Genomic DNA, 17,828 nt, shown 5'->3' on the forward strand with positions numbered 1-17,828 from the left:
CACTCACCGTGCGCCCTTAGCTCAGCTGGATAGAGCACCGGCCTTCTAAGCCGTAGGTCACAGGTTCGAATCCTGTAGGGCGTACCATTAAATATCAATGCTTTAACCATTCTCAATCCTGCCTGATTTTCTCCCTGTGTCGTATTTGTGTTGTTGTCACTCAAAAGTGCGTCAATTTTGCGAGCATATTCGGTCAGACGAATTGGTGCCGGGTGTGCATATCGCTGTACCATGTCGATGCTTTCCCATCCGCCCATTATTCTGCAACGCCGACAGAGGCACTCCGGCCTGAACCAGCCAGCCCATGTATGCCACAGGGCATGGAGGAAAAAGTTTTCAATACCGACACGTTTTAACGCTAATCTCCAGGCAGTTTTAGGGCCAGCCTGCATTTTTATTACCGCTGTGGTTGCCGCTCCGTCACTTTATTGCTCGATGAGAGTAGCTGTTATAAATAAATCAGTTTTTCCCTGATAAATAACATTAAAAATTACACTTAAAATTACTTTTTCACGCATCGATTTAATTGGATTTAATAATTCATATTAAATAAATGCGCATTGTCGTTAGCACGAATAATTAATAAATCCAGGCAAAGCCAATCATAATGTTTCGTGTGGGTAAATTTTTAGAATGCGTATCATTGCAAGTCATTTTTATTGATATTAATCAATCTCAGTTGTTGCACGCTGAGATTATGGCTGACTGATAATGATTATAAACAGGATGCAAAAATGAAACTTCCCTTAGAAGGCATAAAAGTTATTGATTTTACTGGTGTGCAGGCGGGTCCATCATGCACACAAATGCTGGCCTGGTTAGGTGCTGATGTACTAAAGATTGAAATGCCGGGTAAAGGAGATGTCACCCGTCAGCAATTACGCGATATACCAGGAAAGGATGGGCTTTACTTTACCATGCTAAATTCTAATAAACGATCGTTAGAATTAAATACTAAAACGCCGGAAGGAAAGGAAATCCTTACAAAATTATTAAGTAAAGCAGATGTTTTTGTAGAAAATTTCGCTCCCGGTTCTCTGGAAAGAATGGGGTTTGGCTGGGAATCTTTACAAGAAATTAATGCAAGATTGATTTATGGCACCATTAAGGGATTTCCAGAGAACTCTCCCTATGGCGATCTAAAAACCTATGAGGATATAGCACAGGCTGCGGGCGGGGCTGCATCCGTCACCGGGCTTATTGAGGGAACTCCGCTAATGTCAGGAGCTGCCGTAGGAGATTCCAATACTGGGATGCACCTTCTCATTGGAATTTTAACGGCGATCATTCATCGAGAAAAAACCGGGAAAGGGCAGAAGGTTTACATGTCAATGCAGGATGCAGTGATGAACCTGTGCCGTGTAAAATTTCGCGATCAGCAGCGCCTTGAACGAAATGGTGAATTAACAGAGTACCCACAATATCCCCATAAGCCTTTTGGCGATACGGTTCCTCGTGGTGAGAACGCTTCAGGATCGGGCGTACCTGGCTGGATGCTTAAATGCAAAAACTGGAAAACAGATCCCAACGATTATGTTTATGTCATCTTCCAACCGTGGGGATGGAAAGACGTCTGTAACGTAATCGGAAAACCTGAATGGATTACAGACCCTGAATTTGCAACACCAGAGGCAAGAATTCCTCATCTTTTTGACGTTTATAATGCAGTCGAATCATGGACAATCGATAAAGATAAACATGAAGTTGTTGAAATTATGCGTAAGTCTGAAATTCCCTGTGGTCCCGTTTTAACGACAAAAGAGCTTATGTATGATAAATCACTCCGGAAAAACGGTTCAGTGGTTGAGGTCGAACATAAGGAACGAGGTTCATATTTTACTATTGGATGCCCACAAAAATTTTCAGCATTCACTCCAAAAATCACAGGATCACCGTTGCTTGGAGAACACAATGTAGAGGTGCTCACCGATTTGGGATATACAGAACAACAGATAAAAACGCTTAAAGAGAAAGGTGTAATTTGAATGTTCATAATTCATTCTCTGTGAATGAATTTATCCTGTCTTTATATTTTTATAAAATATCCATGATCTTTTTTTAATGTGAATTGCAACGCCAGATGATTAATCTATCAATCACCACCTAACTGTATCGCGAGTCAAAGGGGAATAGAAATGTCAGAGTTGCAGCAGGAAAAAGTAATAGATGGTTTTAATCTTGTTGTTAAGGCAATGAAGATCAATAAAATAACGGAGATATATGGTGTTGCCGGAATACCTGTAACTGATTTAATGCGGCTGGCGCAAGAGAATGGAATTAAATACTATGGTTTCCGTCATGAAACCTCTGCCGGATTTGCCGCGGCAAGTAGTGGATATTTACAACAGTGGCCAGGTGTCTGTATGACAGTCTCTGCGCCGGGATTTCTGAATGGTATGGTCGCGCTGGCAAATGCGACCACCAATGGTTTTCCGATGATCTTAATTTCAGGCTCTTCCAATCGCGCAATTGTTGATTTGAAGCAAGGTGACTATGAAGAGCTGGACCAAATGAATTCAGCAACGCCCTATGCTAAGGCCGCATATCGTATCAACAGAGTAGAAGATATCGGTATAGGCATTGCTCGAGCTATTCGCACCTCGCTATCTGGCCGCCCTGGCGGTGTTTATTTGGATTTACCTGCCGCGCTACTCCCTGCCGTTATGCCATATGAAAGTGGACTTGCCTCGCTTATTACAGTGACCGATCCTGCCCCTGCTCAGTTTCCCTCTGAACACGCGGTAAAGCAGGCGATTGATCTACTCCGCACGGCCAAAAGACCCATCGTGGTCATAGGAAAAGGGGCTGCCTACGCCCGGGTAGAGCATGATTTGAAAACGTTTATTGAGGACGCATCGCTTCCCTTCCTGCCAATGTCCATGGCTAAAGGACTGCTGCCAGATTTGCATCCTCTGTCCGCTGCAACTGCAAGATCTCTTGTTTTGGGCAAAGCAGATGTCGTTCTGCTAATAGGAGCAAGATTAAACTGGTTATTAAGTCATGGTAAACCGCCTCTGTGGGCTGAAACGGCAAAAATAATTCAGTTAGAGATTGACTCTGTTGAAATTGATTCTAATCGTCGAATTGATGTTCCTGTTGTTGGCGATGTGGCTTCTACCATGAAGCTAATACTGAAAGAGTTCGCGAAGGGGACATTTAAAGCACCTAAAGAATGGCTGGACGTGATAAGCATCAAGAAAAAAGAAAACGCAGAAAAAATGGCGAGCCGTTTAGAAAATCGCACTGTTCCAATGAATTTCTTCACCGCTTTATCAACGGTAAATAAAGTTATGCAGACCTTCCCTGATGCCTGTCTTGTTTCTGAAGGTGCGAATACTCTGGACGTTGGACGCAATTTAATTGATATAAAAAAACCCCGGCACCGTCTGGACAGTGGGACGTGGGGAACCATGGGGATCGGCATGGGCTATGCCATTGCGGCAGCTGTCACACAACAATCACCGGTTGTTGCTTTAGAAGGCGACAGCGCATTTGGCTTTTCGGGTATGGACGTTGAGACGATTTGTCGTTATGAATTGCCGGTTACGATAATCGTTATGAATAATGGGGGGATTTATCGTGGAGATGATATTAACCGTTTCAATAAAGGCGATCCCGGGGTGACCACTTTGATGGCTTCAGCACGATACGATGTGATGATGGAAGCATTTGGAGGTGCGGGTTATAACGCAACAACTCCCGATGAGCTTGAAACACAACTTAATAAAGCAATAACTTCTGGCAAACCATCCCTTATCAACGTACTTATCGATATTCATGCTGGTACTGAGAGTGGTCATCTTAAAAAACTCAATACAACACAGGGTAAATAATATAACAAAGCCAGAGTGGTAAGAATTTGGATAACCATTTTAAAAAGGATATTGAAATGCAAAGACAAAAAGACCACATCGCAGGAAACATTAATCCGAAACGAAAAGGGCCACTGTCCAATATTACAGTGGTTGATTTAACTCATGTGATTAATGGTCCTTTTGCAACATCGATCCTGGCTGACTTAGGCGCCCGGGTTATTAAAGTTGAACCCCCGCAAGGGGATGATACTCGTAAAAATGGACCTTATATCGGAAATAAATCCCTATATTTTTCATGCGTTAACCGTGGAAAAGAAAGCGTTGTTTTAAATCTGAAAGAAGATAAAGACAAAAAAATATTCATCAACATGGTTTCGAAAGCAGATGTCGTTGTTGAAAACTTCCGGCCTGGCGTGATGGACAGGTTAGGATTTTCTTTCGATGAGCTGAAGAAAATTAATCCACAAATTATTTACGCTGCATCTTCGGGGTTTGGCCATTCCGGGCCTATGGCTAATTATCCCGCGTATGACACCATTATTCAGGGAATAAGTGGGTTAATGGATGCAACAGGATTCCCCGACGGCCCCCCAACAAGAGTGGGCACATCAGTCTCTGATATTGCTGCCGGTCTTTATCTTTACGCAGGTATAGTGACGGCATTGTTAGACCGCGAGCATACGGGAAAAGGCATGCAGGTCGATATTGCCATGCTGGATGCTACCATCGCTTTTCTTGAACATCCGTTCATGGCCTATGCTGCAACCGGTAAAGGGCCTGAGCGAATCGGTAATCGACATCCCTCAATGGCACCGTTTGATACCTTCCAGGCTAGCGATAAATCTTTTGTAATATGCTGCGGCAATGATCATCTTTTTAGCTTACTTTGCACAAATCTGGCCATTCCTGAACTTATCGATCATCCTCATTATAAGACGAATGTTTTACGAACCCAAAACCAGTCTTCCTTAAAATCCGCGCTAGAGGCCGTTCTGATTACAAGAACGGCGCAGGAGTGGATAGATTATCTTGATGCTGCGGGTGTACCTGTCGGCCCTATCCTGGATGTTGCTGAAGCGGTGGAGCATCCCCAATCGCAGGCGCGAAATATGGTAGTGACGGCAGGAGGATTGAAAATGCCCGGCAATCCGATAAAGCTGTCTGCCTATGATGATCCCACCATACGTGGCGCGGCACCGGAGCTTGATGAACATGGACAACGTATACGAGAAGAGTTCAAATCATGATCCCATCAAAGGACGCGGTGGAGTTTAAAGAGTACCTTCGCCTTATTGCCGTAACCGCCTCAGGGGCAATGACGGAAGTTGTCTGCTATGCGGATGCGGGGCATATGTATGCCGGGATTATGACCGGAAATACAGTGCAGTTAGGATGGCTTTTTTGGGCCGGAGAGTGGGCCAAAGTTATACCTCTGCTACTGGTTATTATGTGTTTCGCTATGGGATGTGTAATCAGTCAGATATTACGCTGCAAGCATGTATCAATAACCTCTATCTATGGATTGATGCTAATACTTTTGCTTGCCGCCAGTTTTTTAAGACTGCACTCTTCTCTGAGAGTATGGCTGGAAATGCCTGTCCTTTCATTTACGGTTGCAATTCAGGCCGTCGCTTTCCCCAGATTTGATAGTGTCGGTCTGCAAACAGTGGTTACCACCAATAACATTGTTAAATTCACTACTGGCTTAGTAAGTTATTATATTTATCCATCCATTGATAAGGAAAAAAGGCCGCTGGCAGCTGATGTGTGGATACCCGGCGTGTGCTGGTTTACGTTTATTATCTCGGCAGGGATGGGAGGATGGCTGGTTAAAAACACTAACAGTCCGTTAATTGGATCGATTTTAATTATTTCCATATTTTTTGGCCTGAGTGTTTGTTTGAGGCGGCGGCGAGATTCATTCTTATGAAAATCGGCAGTACTGAGGAATCGACGGTCGATAAGCGATGCTGATGCAGCGTTTTCAGCATCGCAATACCCATCTTCGTAAAGCTCTTTGAACCTCGAATTCAAAAAAACCACCCCTGAAGGTGGTTTTTCCGCGTAATGAGAATCAAGGTAACCCTCAAATCCTCACGCCTTGGCCCCGACCGCAGTCACCGCTTTACCATCCTGTTTACTCTGCGGCCGCACCGAATACATGATCGCCACCGAGATAAACAGCGATACCGCCATCAGCACAAACGACAGGCTGGGGTTGCCGGTCAGGCCGTTCAGTAAGCCCACCAGCCACGCGCCGGTGAAGGCGCCCAGCGCACCGAAGCTGTTGATCAGGCCCATTGAGATACCGGCCACGCTTTTCGGCAGCAGCTCGGGGATCAACGCAAAGAACGGACCGTACGGCGCGTACATACAGGCGGCGGCAAGAATGAGCAGCCCGTAGGAGATCCAGAAGGAATCGCTGCCCAGGAGCCAGGAGCCGGTGAAAGCCAGGCCCGCGATCAGCAGCAGCGGCCAGACAAACAGTTTACGGTTCTGAACTTTGTCAGACAGCGTTGAGACGATCAGCATCAGCACAATTGCCGCCAGGTAAGGCACGGCGGCCAGCCAGCCAACGGAGACGATATCGCGATTGGCCCCCGCCTTAATAATGGACGGCATCCACATCATAAAACCGTATACGCCAATGCTCCAGAATACGTGCACCAGGCACAGGCAGATCACGTTACGTGAGGTGAAGGCTTCCCGGTAATTTTTTACCGGCTTAATGTCCTGCTGCTCGGCGGCCATCGCCTGTTCTAAATCGCGTTTCTCACTCGCTGACAGCCAGGTCACCTCCGATGGCTTATCGCGCACCGCCCACCACCAGAAAAAGGCCCAGGCCACCGCCGGGATACCTTCAATGATGAACATCTCGCGCCAGCCCCAGGCCTGGATCAGGTAACCGGAAAGAATCGACATCCACAGTACGGTCACCGGATTGCCGAGAATCAGGAACGTATTGGCCCGCGAGCGCTCGCCCTTGGTGAACCAGTTGCTGATAAAGATCAGCATTGCCGGCATCACCGCCGCTTCCACCACGCCGAGCGTAAAGCGGATAATCATCAGCATCGGGATATTCGCCACCAGGCCGGTTGCGGCAGCAAGGACCCCCCAAAGCAGCAGGCTGACAAACACCAGCTTGCGGACGCTGCGTTTTACGGCATAAACCGCGCCGGGAACCTGGAAAAAGAAGTAGCCGAGGAAGAACAGGGCGCCTATCAGCGATGAAATATTCTTGGTAATCCCTAGGTCGCGATCGATACCTGCCGCGGCGGCAAAACCATAGTTGGCGCGGTCAAGATAGGCGAGGCTGTAGGTAATGAATATCACCGGCATTAAATAGAGCCAACGTTTCTGAGATAGTTTAACGTTTTTATTCATTTGGCATCCTGATATCAAATAACGTGTATTTTGCGACGATGGATTGCTTTCCACTGATAAGTCACCCTCAGGCATTCCACGGTCTTTTCAGCAACAGACCATAGCGAACTGTTACCGATAACAGTGATTAAGATTACACAACGGATGCGCGACAAACAGCACGCGCGATGGATTTACAACAGAGTTGTGATAGCGCTTAAAAAGTTTGGAACATTGTTAAGTAACATGCGGAAAGTGGGATTACGGAGAGGTTCGCATTGATGAGGGCACTCTGCGCTTAGCCGCTAAGCCCAACACGCCTCCTGCAGCGCCTGCTTATACCCAATCTCAGGCTCGCCTGTTTACAGGTTTCCAATATAACCGGATGAAAAAACGCTGCTGGGGCAGGGGGATTATTAAACGGTGATGGTTTTTTTATGGAAACATCTTCAGAAATAACCATGAATAATAGGTGGGTGGGTGTTTTTATTTAAATAAAATAATATGAATCCATGTAAGCGAGAATTTCGTTTATTTTACTATATATAAAAAGAGTGAAATATAAAACAATCAAATTCATCCACATGGAAGTGTGGTGTAAGTTTAACAAAACCTCTTTTATAATTAAAAGGAAAGAAGAATGCGTGAATTAACAACTGTTGAGGTTGATGATGTTTCTGGTGCAGGTTTAATGGATGCGCTGTATTCAGGGATACTGCTTGGTGCGACGGCGGGTGCTGCTGGCGCGATTATCGGTGGAAAACACGGTGGTGATGGTGGTGGCCTGCTGGGCGTGGGTTCAATTGGTCAGGGCGTCGGTATGATTGTTGCTGGTGCGATCGGTGTTGCTGCAGGGAGCGTTGCAGGGGGACTTTACGGTTTTAACCATCGCGATCAGGTTGAAAAAATTTCAATGGACTTTTACAAGAGCGTGGTTAACGGGACTTTCTAAGATTAACAGTCTATTAATGGTAATGCTCACCCGTTTTCAGAATGATGGGGTGCGTTAAATAAAGCCCTGGCGATCGGCCGGGGCTTATATTTTGTATTTAATGGCGCTCATTGTCAGCGGATTAGAACATCAGCCATAAAGCAGTGCCCCCAGCGCAATCAACGCGGGAATCGACTGTACGTAAAGGATTTTACGGCTGGCCGTCGCCGCGCCGTAGATCCCGGCAATCATCACGCAGCTGAGGAAAAACAGCTTAAACTGGAATCCGCTTTCGCCAAGCCACAGCCCCCACAGCAGGCCGGCGGCCAGAAAGCCGTTATACAGCCCCTGATTCGCCGCCAGCACGCGGGTGCTGCGGGCAAACTCTTCGCTCAGGTTAAACGCCCGGCGGCCGGTTGCGGTGTCCCACAGAAACATCTCCAGGATCAAAATATAGATATGTATTGCCGCCACGAGGGCGATCAGCGTATTGGCTAGCATGGCGAGTCCCGATCGGTGCGAAGTCATCAAAGTATAGGCAAACCTCGTGAGCCGCTGCACAACAATGCTCTTTTTCCGGGCGCTACGGCGAAATTTTCACCGGTAATCATAATTAGCCGAGTGGAACCGAACCGTTGAAACCGGCAGAAATATCACCCACATCACAAATCTCATTATTTCCCTCCCTCGCATAACCCCCATCAAAAATAAGCGCCACGTCACAGTTATTCCCTCTTTTGAGAAGTAAATCCCATTTTAATCTGCGCAATAACAACCGGTTTCCCCCTGGCGGAGGAAACCGGTTCTCTTTTCGCCCAGGCTAATCCGCTTATTATGTTGCCAGGACATGCTGAAGACAAAAGTGGAGACGTCGCAATTATGTTGATCGCCAGAGAGAACATTTTTCTGAATAAGAATTTCAGTAGTAAGGGGGAGATATTTCAGTTTCTGTCGCAGCAGGCGGTTGAGCAGGGCTGGGCGGCGGATGCAGAAAAAATAGAGGCGGATCTGTGGACCCGTGAAAACCAGTATTCCACCGGCTTTGAAGGCCAGATTGCCATCCCGCATGCCAAAACGGTCAACGTGACCGAGGCCGGGGTGATCTTTATCCGCCTGCAGCAGGCGCTGGACTGGGAAAGTCTGGACGACAGCCCGATAAAAATCGTCTTCGGCCTGTTCGTGCCGGAATCCGGTGCGCAGCTGCTGCATTTAAAAATCATCAACAGCCTGGCCAGCCAGATCGTCGAAGACGATTTCCGCCAGCAACTGTTTGATGCCAAAAGCGAAGATGAACTGTACAACTACATGCAGTCGCGTGTGGTCATTGAGGAAGACGCATGAATATTGTCGGAGTTACGTCCTGTATCGCCGGGCTGGCGCATACGCCCATGGCGGCCAAGTCGCTGGAAAAAGAGGGCGCGAAGCTGGGCCACAGCGTCAAAGTGGAGCAGCAGGGCGCGATGGGAATGATGAACAAGCTTTCCCCGGCGGAGATTAGCGCGGCCGATTTCGTGCTGATCGCCGCCGACCGATCCATAGAAGAAGAGGAGCGTTTTGAAGGAAAAATAATAATCCGGGTGAAAATTGGACAGTGCGTCAGCCACGCCGCTGAAGTGATAAAGAAATGCGTCGCCGCCGTTGAAGAACGTAAAAATAAATAACTCTGGTGATCCTATGAAAAAAATAATGGTGGATATAAAGAACCATCTGATGACGGGTATTTCCTTTGCCCTGCCGGTCATTATTGCCGGCTCACTGATGGTGGCCGTAGCAAAAATTATCGGTATTGCTTTTGGTGCCTCCGACCTTAATCAGTTTGCCGACGTGCAGGGAATTAAAAACTGGCTGTACCAGACTCAGGAAATCGGCTTCAAAATAATCGGACTGATGAATTATATCCTCGGTGCGTATGTGGCCTATTCCATCGCCGGGAAAAAAGGGCTGGCGGCCGGTTTTGCCGCCGGGCTGATTGCCTCCATTACCGGGTCCGGCTTCCTCGGCGCGGCGCTCGGCGGCCTGCTGGCGGGCTACTCCTCCGACTGGGTGGCGCGCAGGGTGCGCATCACCGGCTCGGCGGCCACCTCGGTGCCGTTGATTATCCTGCCGTTTATCACCGTCGGCCTGCAGGTGCTGGTCATGCTGCTGCTGCTGGGCGATGCCCTGAGCTGGCTGAACAGCTCGCTGATGTCCTGGGTACAGGAAATGACCAAAGACGGCACCAGTACCGTGGTGCTGGCGGCGGTGCTCGGCGGCATGATCTGCTTTGACCTCGGCGGCCCGGTAAATAAAGCGGCGTGGGGCACGGCAAACGTACTGTTTCTCAGCGGCGTTTATCTGCCCGCCATCCTGGTCAACGTGGCGATTATCATCCCGCCGCTGGGCTATGCCGCCGCGCGTTTCCTGCGCCCGGCCAACTACAGCCAGACGCTGAAAGAGGCCGGTAACGGTTCGGTGATTATGGGCATCCTCGGCATCTCCGAAGGAGCGATCCCCTTCACGCTGAAAAACCCGGCGCGCCTGATCCCGCTTAACGTTTTTGCCGGTATCGCCGGTGCCATGACCGTCGCCTTACTGAAAGCCTATCCGATTATGCCGCCGCTGGGCGGGCTGTACGGTGGCTTTACCGTCGGCAATGCCTGGGCCTATTTCGCCGGGGCGCTGGTTGGCACGCTGGTTATCGCCTTCGGTGCCAACCTGCTGGTGAACTTTAACGACGAACCGACGGGCAGCGCGCAGGCCGATGACTTTGCAGCAGACAATATCGAAATCAAATTTGATTAATAACCCGAGTGGTTTAGGGACGACGTAATGACCAAGAAAACCGTACATGTTTATACCCATACGCACTGGGACCAGGAGTGGTATTTCACCACCTCGCGCTCGCGTATTTACCTGTTCAGCCATATTAAAAACGTGCTGCGCGTGCTGGAAGATAACCCGGATTTCCCCAGCTACCTGCTGGATGCGCAAAGCTCGCTGATTGAAAGCTACCTGCAGTGGGCACCAGAGGATCGTGACCGCCTGTATCACCTGATTGCTGAACAGCGCCTGATTACCGGCCCGTGGTACACCCAGACCGACCAGTTGGTCATCCATCAGGAATCCGTGGTGCGCAACCTGTATTACGGTCAGCGCATTGCCGCCGAGGCCGGTCACAGCCTGCCGCTCGGCTACGTGCCGGACTGCTTCGGCCAGGGCGGAAATATGCCGCAGATCTATCGCCAGTTCGGCATCCGTCACGCGCTGTTCTGGCGCGGCATTGCCGATAACACCCTGCATGAAACTGAGTTTCTCTGGCAGGGGGATAACGGCGATAAGGTCTTTGCCGTGCAGATGCCGTGGGGCTACCACTACGGCGGCCTGATCGACGAAACGCCGGCCACCATGAAAGCGTTTCTCGACGAGAAAATGGCGCCGATCGAAGCCCGCAGCGCGCGCCAGCATCTGCTCTATCCGCACGGCTTTGACCAGGCCCCGGTGCGGGAAAACCTGCCGGAGCTGGTGCGCTCGTTTAACGAATGTGACGACGCCCGCCACTACCAGATAAGCAGCCCGCTGGAATTCGTGCAGGCGGTGGAGAATGAATCTGCCGGGGACGTTCGCGTGCTGCAGGGGGAGCTGACCGAGGGCAAACACTCCCGCGTGCACAAAACCATCTTCTCCTGCCGCGCCGACCTCAAGCTGCTGAACAACGAGGTTGAAGCGCTGCTGGTCAACACCCTGGAACCGGTGCTGGCGATCGGTCGCGGCCTGGGGCATGACTACCCGGCGCGCATCGTGGCGGATATCTGGAAGCTGATGTTCTACAACGCCGCCCACGACAGCATCGGCGGCTGCAACAGCGACGACACCAATCGTGATATCGCCTTCCGCTACAAGCAGGCGCGCGATCTGGCAAACAACCTGCTGGAGTCGACCACCCGGCAGATCGGCATCCGCATTCCGCGCGAGCACGACTACAGCTTTACCGTTTTCAACCCTCTGCCAAACCCGGTCACGCAGCAGATCACCTTTGAGGCGTGGCTGCCCGGCCTGCCGTTCACCCTGCGGGATGCCGACGGTAACGCGCTGCCGTGCGTGATTGAAGAGCAGGAAGATCTGACCCAGTACGTGCTGAATCAGACCATCCGCCTGAACCCGGGCAAACCGTACCACCGCCCGGAGAAGGTGTTCCGCACCCGGCTGACGGTGGCCGCCCGCGATCTTCCGGCGCTGGGCTATACCCGCTGGCATCTGGACTTCTCCGCCGACGGCATCAGCCCGCGCCGGGAAGATGCAGAGACGGTGATTGAAAACGCGGCCTACCGTATTGAGGTGGAAAGCAACGGCCTGCTGGCCATTACCCACAAGGCCAGCGGCAGGCGCTATCAGCGGCAGATGCTGCTGGTGGAAAACGGCGACGACGGCGACTCCTACAACTACTCGCCGCCGCGTCAGGATATGTTTATCACCTCGGAAAATGCGCTGGTTCAGGCCAGCCGCCAGCGGGACGATCTGCGCCAGACGCTGCATCTGGAATATCTGCTCTCGGTGCCTGCCAGCCTGGAAGAACGGGCGCAGGGTATCGCCAGTTCACCGATGAAGGTGGCGGCGACCGTCACGCTGCAGGATGACGATCTGATCCGCTTCCGGGTTGACGTGGAAAATGATGTGCTGAGCCATCGCCTGTGCGTACACTTCGCCACGGATATTCTGGCCAACGTTTCCTGCGCCGATCAGCTGTTTGGCGTGGTGACCCGCCCGGTACAGCTCAGCAACGCGCTGGCGGTATGGGAAGAGGAAAAATGGCACGAGAAGCCGATCGCCATCGAACCGATGCAGAGCTACGTCAATCTGCACGACGAACATCACGGTTTCACCCTGCATACCAACGGCGTGCGGGAGTATGAAATCGTCGGCGACGGCTTTAATACCATCGCCGTGACCCTGTTCCGCACCTTCGGCTATATGGGCAAAGAAAACCTGCTGTACCGCCCGGGCCGCGCCTCCGGCGAGTCGGTGATTGCCACGCCGGATGCCCAACTGCTGGGATCGCTCTCCTTCACCTTCGGCTGGCGCATTCACAGCGGCAGCTTCAATCAGGGGCAGCACGCGCGGGTGTCGAAGCAGCTGCTGACCACCTTCCCGGTGTATCAGGACAGCGATTTCCTCAACGGCCGCCTGCGCTTCTGCCTGAACGACGAAGTGCGCGACTACCCGGAAACGCTCAGCCTGTTTACCCTGCCGCACGGCGCGGACGATGCGCTGGTCAGTACGGTGAAATGCGCCGAGCAGGAAGCGGGCTATATCGTCAGGCTCTATAACCCGAACCTGGAGCAGGCGGTCGCTCTGCCGGCGCTGGCGAATGCCCGCCCGGTGATGCTGGATGAGCGTACGCCAATGCCGGTCCGCCAGCAGCTGCAACAGAACGATGTCCAGACGCTGTATATCACCAGGGATTAAGAGAGAACTATGAGACTGTTCACCAATAAACGGGTCAGAGATATTTTCGTACAGATTGCCAAAGGTCCGGCGACGCAGGCGTTTCTTGCCAAAGAAATGAACGTGTCAACGCGCACCATCCGCAGCGATCTGAAAGAGTTAAGCGATATCATCCCCCGCTACGGCATCAGTCTCCTCTACGATCGCAAAACGGGGTTCGAGGTGAAATGCGACGACCCCGCCAGCTATCACGCTCTGCTGGAAGAGTCCGACAGGCCGGTTAACCAGACGCGATCCGCGGCGGACCGCAGAAAGCAGCTGATGGCGCTGCTGCTGCGTCAGCAGGGATATGTCGCGCTGGAAGCGCTGGAGTCGGACTGGTTTATCAGCATCTACAGCCTGAAAAACGACGTGGCGCTGCTGAAACGCCACTTCGCCTTCTACCAGATTGCGATTAACCCGGTGGGTAACGAACGGCTGAGGATCGCCGGGGATGAGGTCAATATCCGCCGCTGCATCTACGATCATCTGCTGCGCTCAACGGAAACGGAGAGTGATTACCGCGAACTGTTTGCTGCCGACAGCGGGTTCTCCGAAATCAAAAACGCACTCAGCCAGCTGCTGGTCAATAATCAGCTGCGCTTCAGCGACGTGAATCTGCGCTCCTTTACGCTCTGCTGCGGCATTGCGCTGGAGAGAATGCGCGGCGGCAACTGGCTGCAGGATTACGATTTCAGCCAGTGCGAAACCCTGTGGAGGCCCGTTGCCCTTCAGGTTCTGCAGCTGCTGCTGGCGGATCAATCCGGCAGCGCAACGCCGGGTGAAGTTAACTATATGGCCATGAACCTGTCGGCATTCTGCTCGGTCAACGGCGACAGCGATCTGCCGGATCGCTGCTACGACGCCGAACTGACGGTGATGAACCATTTTTTAAGCTACGTCAGTTCCGTCTGGTACTGCGACGTCAGCTACGACGAGCAGTCGAAAAAGAACCTGCTGAATCACATTAAGGCGATGCGCACCCGGGTGAATCACGGCATCACCATTATCAATCCGCTGCTGGACCAGATTAAGCGCCACTATCCGCTGATGTACGAAATGACCCTGACCGCCTTCAGCGAGCTGGATAACTTTTTCACCGGCAGGCTGAGCGACGATGAGATCGGTTATCTGGTGATGCACATCGGTGCGGTGCTGGAAGATACCCTTTATCAGCACCAGGGCAGCGCGGTCAGCGCGCTGATCGTCAGCGATCAGGGCATGGCCTCCACGCGGATCGTCTGCCAGCGGATTGTGCGTATGTACCCCAATATGGCGATTGGCGAGCCGATTTCCGTTCAGCAGTACAAAGCGATGGAACACATCGCCGAGGACGTGGTGATCAGCATGGTGCCGGTGGTGGAAAAAAACCGGAAGGTGATTAATCTGCCCGCGCTGCCGGAACGCTGGCAGCTGGAGAACATCAAATACTACCTGACCAATCATCGCTCCCCGGCGGATACGGTGATGAACTATTTCTCACCGGCGCATTTCTTTATCTTCGGCCCGTCCGAGCATAACAAGGACTCGCTGATTACCTTCCTTGCCCGGCGGCTGGAGTCCACCGGTAAAGTGGACGCCCGCTATTTACCGTCTGTGGTGGAGCGTGAAGCGCACGCCTCCACGCTGCTGGCGGATAAAATCGCCATTCCTCACCCGATGGGGCTGGTCGCCTCCACCACTCAGGTCACCGTGGCGGTATTCCCGCAGGGTATCGAATGGGATGCGGGAAAAGTGGTGAAACTGGTTTTCATGCTGGCAATCAGTGAAGACGCCTTTGTCGACAGTATGATTATTTACGACTATCTGACCAATATTCTTGATGATGACATCATCGACAAATTAAGCGCGTCCGGCACCTTTGCCGATTTCATGTGTTTATCCGGGAGGTATTTCATTTAAAAAAGAAAGGCAGAATTATAAATATTGATGGCAAATTAAATAATAAAAACCCAATCCGATTAAAATAAGAAAGGAACTAATAATGAAATTTAATCATTATCTCTGTAGTCTATTCCTGTTTTCCGTTCCGGCTATTTCTGCAGTCACCGTGGATACGCCGGAAGGCAGCCTGAAATTCTATGGCGACGTGGAGTTTAACGTGGATGCCGCGAGTAAAACCGGCCAGTTAACGTCGCTGCGCACTAATTCAGGCAATAACTGGAATGCCGGCAATACCGAACGCTGGGACGTCAACGGCCGTATTTTACTCGGCGTGGACGGCTATCGCAGCGTGGCGAATAATAAATTTGCCGGATTCACCGTGCAGCCGCTGGCCGATCTTTCCGGCAATATGAATCTTGACGATGCCGCCTTCTTCTTCGGCCAGGAGAAAGACTGGAAAGTGAAAGTGGGGCGCTACGAAGCCTTCGATATGTTCCCGCTTAACCAGGATACGCTGATTGAGTACTCCGGCAACACGGCAAACAACCTCTATGATGACGGCTTTGGCTACATCTATATGATGAAAGAGGGCCGTGGCCGCAGCAGCGCCGGCGGCGCGATCCAGCTGAGTAAAATGAGCGGGCCGTTCTACTTTGAACTGAACACCTTCGCCAGCGACGGCACCAAACTGTTCCAGGATCAGGCCTATCACGGCAACGCGCTGGAGAATAAAAAGAACGTTATCTATCTGCGCCCGATCGTTGCCTATACGGTGAATGACGTGACAGCGGCGATCGCCATGGAAACCAACGTGGTCAGCAATGCCTACGGCTACAACGACGCCAACGGCAACTTTAACGACCAGTCAAAACGTAACGGCTACGGCGCCACCTTCAGCTGGAACGGGCAGAAAACGAACCCGGACGACGGCGTGGTATTTAACCTCAGTACCGCTTATCTGGATGCCACCGACGAGAAAGACTTCAGCGCCGGAACCAACGCCCTGTGGCATGATTTTGAGCTGGGCTATATTTACGCGAAAAACGACGTACAGAAATTTAATTTTGCCAACACCGATATCGTTAATGCCGACGAGGTGATTCTGGGGAAATATGATATTCACACCGTCCACGCCTCGTATCGTATTCGCAGCGTGATGGAAATGGATAACTTTGACGTTTATTTAGGTGCCTACTGGTCCAGGCTCAGCATGGACAATGAACAGGGTGATGATAAAGATCGCTATGGCGCGCGCGTAAGATTTAAATACCACTTCTGATTTAAATTAAATCGCTTTCCCGTGCGCGACAGTTATCCGCGCAGGCCGCTGGCTGCCTGAATAACGGCGGCGCACGGGAATAACCTTCACTGGGGAGAAACTATGCATTATCTCGGTCTGGATATTGGCGGCACCAAAATGGCGGCGGTAGTGATGAATGCCGCCGGCGAGGAAACAGCCCGCTACCGGCGAACAACGGTAAAAAGCGACTATCCGGCATTTATTAATGAGCTGTGCGATTTTGTGGCGAAAATACGGCTGCAGAGCCAGCGACCGTTAGCCATCGGCATGGCGCTGCCCGGCGGTATTTCACCCGCCAGTGGGAAAATAAAAAATTCGAATATCCTGGTGCTTAACGGCCAGGATCTGAAAACCGATCTGGAACAGCGGCTGGGCACCACGGTGGTCATCGCCAACGACGCCAACTGCTTTGCGCTGTCGGAAGCCTGCGATGGCGCCGCGAAGGGCGCAGAGGTGGTGTTCGGCGTCACCCTGGGCACCGGCTGCGGCGGCGGGATGGCGATAAAACAGCAGGTGTTTGCCGGAGCGTGGGGCAATGCGGCGGAATGCGGCCACATCACGCTGCCAGGCTACGATGAACGGCAGGACGGCCCGCTGGCTGTCTGCTACTGCGGCAGGCAGAACTGCGCGGAGTCGTTTGTCTCCGGCACCGGGCTGGCGGAACGCTATTTCCGGCTGACCGGTGAGCAGCGCACGGCACCGGAGATCATCGGGCTGGCGCAGCAGGGCGATCCCCACGCGCTGATGCAGATTGTCCGTTTCAAAAGTCAGCTGGCGCGCCTGCTGGCGACCCTCGTCAATATCGTCGACCCGAACGTGATTGTGCTCGGCGGCGGGCTGTCGAATGAACCGCTGCTGCTGGAAGGGCTGGCGGACGCCACCGGCGAGCGGGTATTTACCGATCGCTTCCTCACCCCGATCGTGGTGGCGCAGCACGGCGACAGCAGCGGCATGCGCGGCGCGGCCTGGCTGGCTATTCGATCGCAGACCGATGCGCCCAGGCTCACTGCGGCTAACACCGAGTAACCTCAATTCACTGAGGTCGCTGCGGTGGCACACCGCGTTCCGCCGGGCA

Annotated in this window: 14 protein-coding genes and 1 tRNA gene; 13 read left to right on the plus strand and 2 right to left on the minus strand. The window is 51.8% G+C overall.

The window, feature by feature from the left end; all coding sequences use genetic code 11:
- Nucleotides 1–10: 10 nt before the first annotated feature.
- The 5 genes from PGH32_RS01255 (at nucleotide 11) to PGH32_RS01275 (ending at nucleotide 5,745) form a co-directional block, all read left to right on the plus strand.
- Nucleotides 11–87, plus strand: a tRNA-Arg gene (locus PGH32_RS01255).
- Between the two features lie 647 nt (nucleotides 88–734).
- A complete protein-coding gene (gene frc, locus PGH32_RS01260) occupies nucleotides 735–1,985 on the plus strand; it encodes a formyl-CoA transferase (protein WP_337892972.1) in 1,251 nt (416 codons plus the stop codon).
- 150 nt (nucleotides 1,986–2,135) lie between these two features.
- The gene (oxc, locus tag PGH32_RS01265; RefSeq protein ID WP_337892973.1) at nucleotides 2,136–3,833 is read left to right on the plus strand and encodes an oxalyl-CoA decarboxylase; all 1,698 of its coding nucleotides are present in this window, start codon (nucleotides 2,136–2,138) and stop codon (nucleotides 3,831–3,833) included.
- 56 nt (nucleotides 3,834–3,889) lie between these two features.
- The gene (gene yfdE / locus PGH32_RS01270) at nucleotides 3,890–5,062 is read left to right on the plus strand and encodes a CoA:oxalate CoA-transferase (protein ID WP_337892974.1); all 1,173 of its coding nucleotides are present in this window, start codon (nucleotides 3,890–3,892) and stop codon (nucleotides 5,060–5,062) included.
- Nucleotides 5,059–5,745: a YoaK family protein gene (locus PGH32_RS01275; RefSeq protein ID WP_337892975.1), complete on the plus strand. Its 687-nt coding sequence runs from the start codon at nucleotides 5,059–5,061 to the stop codon at nucleotides 5,743–5,745. The genes yfdE and PGH32_RS01275 overlap by 4 nt, the downstream gene beginning before the upstream one ends.
- A 164-nt stretch (nucleotides 5,746–5,909) precedes the next feature.
- Here PGH32_RS01275 and PGH32_RS01280 read toward each other — a convergent pair whose 3' ends face one another.
- A complete protein-coding gene (locus tag PGH32_RS01280) occupies nucleotides 5,910–7,199 on the minus strand; it encodes an MFS transporter (RefSeq protein WP_337892976.1) in 1,290 nt (429 codons plus the stop codon).
- A gap of 619 nt (nucleotides 7,200–7,818) precedes the next feature.
- Here PGH32_RS01280 and PGH32_RS01285 point away from each other — a divergent pair.
- A complete protein-coding gene (locus PGH32_RS01285) occupies nucleotides 7,819–8,130 on the plus strand; it encodes a colicin V synthesis protein (RefSeq protein WP_337892977.1) in 312 nt (103 codons plus the stop codon).
- A 129-nt stretch (nucleotides 8,131–8,259) separates the two neighbouring features.
- Here PGH32_RS01285 and PGH32_RS01290 read toward each other — a convergent pair whose 3' ends face one another.
- Nucleotides 8,260–8,610 (minus strand): DUF1304 domain-containing protein, encoded by a 351-nt coding sequence (locus PGH32_RS01290; RefSeq protein WP_337892978.1) that lies wholly within the window; start codon nucleotides 8,608–8,610, stop codon nucleotides 8,260–8,262.
- 378 nt (nucleotides 8,611–8,988) lie between these two features.
- On the opposite strand from PGH32_RS01290, the gene PGH32_RS01295 reads away from it, so the two are divergent.
- The 7 genes from PGH32_RS01295 to PGH32_RS01325 all read left to right on the plus strand — a co-directional run bounded on the left by PGH32_RS01295 (nucleotide 8,989) and on the right by PGH32_RS01325 (nucleotide 17,779).
- The gene (locus tag PGH32_RS01295) at nucleotides 8,989–9,450 is read left to right on the plus strand and encodes a PTS sugar transporter subunit IIA (protein ID WP_314418446.1); all 462 of its coding nucleotides are present in this window, start codon (nucleotides 8,989–8,991) and stop codon (nucleotides 9,448–9,450) included.
- Nucleotides 9,447–9,770 carry a PTS fructose transporter subunit IIB gene (locus tag PGH32_RS01300; protein WP_314418445.1) on the plus strand — a complete coding sequence of 108 codons (324 nt, stop codon included), beginning with the start codon at nucleotides 9,447–9,449 and terminating at the stop codon, nucleotides 9,768–9,770. Before PGH32_RS01295 ends, PGH32_RS01300 begins: the two co-directional genes overlap by 4 nt.
- Before the next feature lie 13 nt (nucleotides 9,771–9,783).
- Nucleotides 9,784–10,890, plus strand: coding sequence for a PTS fructose transporter subunit IIC (locus tag PGH32_RS01305; RefSeq protein WP_314418444.1), 1,107 nt, complete (start codon nucleotides 9,784–9,786; stop codon nucleotides 10,888–10,890).
- Nucleotides 10,891–10,917: 27 nt separating this feature from the next.
- Nucleotides 10,918–13,551 carry a mannosylglycerate hydrolase gene (gene mngB / locus PGH32_RS01310; RefSeq protein ID WP_337892979.1) on the plus strand — a complete coding sequence of 878 codons (2,634 nt, stop codon included), beginning with the start codon at nucleotides 10,918–10,920 and terminating at the stop codon, nucleotides 13,549–13,551.
- Between the two features lie 9 nt (nucleotides 13,552–13,560).
- Entirely contained in the window at nucleotides 13,561–15,471 is a 1,911-nt protein-coding gene (locus PGH32_RS01315; protein WP_337892980.1) for a BglG family transcription antiterminator, read from the plus strand.
- A gap of 82 nt (nucleotides 15,472–15,553) precedes the next feature.
- Nucleotides 15,554–16,732 carry a carbohydrate porin gene (locus PGH32_RS01320; protein WP_337892981.1) on the plus strand — a complete coding sequence of 393 codons (1,179 nt, stop codon included), beginning with the start codon at nucleotides 15,554–15,556 and terminating at the stop codon, nucleotides 16,730–16,732.
- Nucleotides 16,733–16,834: 102 nt separating this feature from the next.
- Nucleotides 16,835–17,779: an ROK family protein gene (locus tag PGH32_RS01325; RefSeq protein ID WP_337892982.1), complete on the plus strand. Its 945-nt coding sequence runs from the start codon at nucleotides 16,835–16,837 to the stop codon at nucleotides 17,777–17,779.
- Nucleotides 17,780–17,828: the final 49 nt, after the last annotated feature.

Origin of the sequence: Erwinia sp. SLM-02 (assembly GCF_037450285.1) — a bacterium.
Classification (GTDB): domain Bacteria; phylum Pseudomonadota; class Gammaproteobacteria; order Enterobacterales; family Enterobacteriaceae; genus Erwinia.

Excerpts from the sequence above, each read along its gene's own strand:
- frc (WP_337892972.1), top strand. The coding sequence starts at position 735 with ATGAAACTTCCCTTAGAAGGCATAAAAGTTATTGATTTTACTGGTGTG.
- oxc (WP_337892973.1), top strand. The coding sequence starts at position 2,136 with ATGTCAGAGTTGCAGCAGGAAAAAGTAATAGATGGTTTTAATCTTGTT.
- yfdE (WP_337892974.1), top strand. The coding sequence starts at position 3,890 with ATGCAAAGACAAAAAGACCACATCGCAGGAAACATTAATCCGAAACGA.
- PGH32_RS01275 (WP_337892975.1), top strand. The coding sequence starts at position 5,059 with ATGATCCCATCAAAGGACGCGGTGGAGTTTAAAGAGTACCTTCGCCTT.
- PGH32_RS01280 (WP_337892976.1), bottom strand. The coding sequence starts at position 7,199 with ATGAATAAAAACGTTAAACTATCTCAGAAACGTTGGCTCTATTTAATG.
- PGH32_RS01285 (WP_337892977.1), top strand. The coding sequence starts at position 7,819 with ATGCGTGAATTAACAACTGTTGAGGTTGATGATGTTTCTGGTGCAGGT.
- PGH32_RS01290 (WP_337892978.1), bottom strand. The coding sequence starts at position 8,610 with ATGCTAGCCAATACGCTGATCGCCCTCGTGGCGGCAATACATATCTAT.
- PGH32_RS01295 (WP_314418446.1), top strand. The coding sequence starts at position 8,989 with ATGTTGATCGCCAGAGAGAACATTTTTCTGAATAAGAATTTCAGTAGT.
- PGH32_RS01300 (WP_314418445.1), top strand. The coding sequence starts at position 9,447 with ATGAATATTGTCGGAGTTACGTCCTGTATCGCCGGGCTGGCGCATACG.
- PGH32_RS01305 (WP_314418444.1), top strand. The coding sequence starts at position 9,784 with ATGAAAAAAATAATGGTGGATATAAAGAACCATCTGATGACGGGTATT.
- mngB (WP_337892979.1), top strand. The coding sequence starts at position 10,918 with ATGACCAAGAAAACCGTACATGTTTATACCCATACGCACTGGGACCAG.
- PGH32_RS01315 (WP_337892980.1), top strand. The coding sequence starts at position 13,561 with ATGAGACTGTTCACCAATAAACGGGTCAGAGATATTTTCGTACAGATT.
- PGH32_RS01320 (WP_337892981.1), top strand. The coding sequence starts at position 15,554 with ATGAAATTTAATCATTATCTCTGTAGTCTATTCCTGTTTTCCGTTCCG.
- PGH32_RS01325 (WP_337892982.1), top strand. The coding sequence starts at position 16,835 with ATGCATTATCTCGGTCTGGATATTGGCGGCACCAAAATGGCGGCGGTA.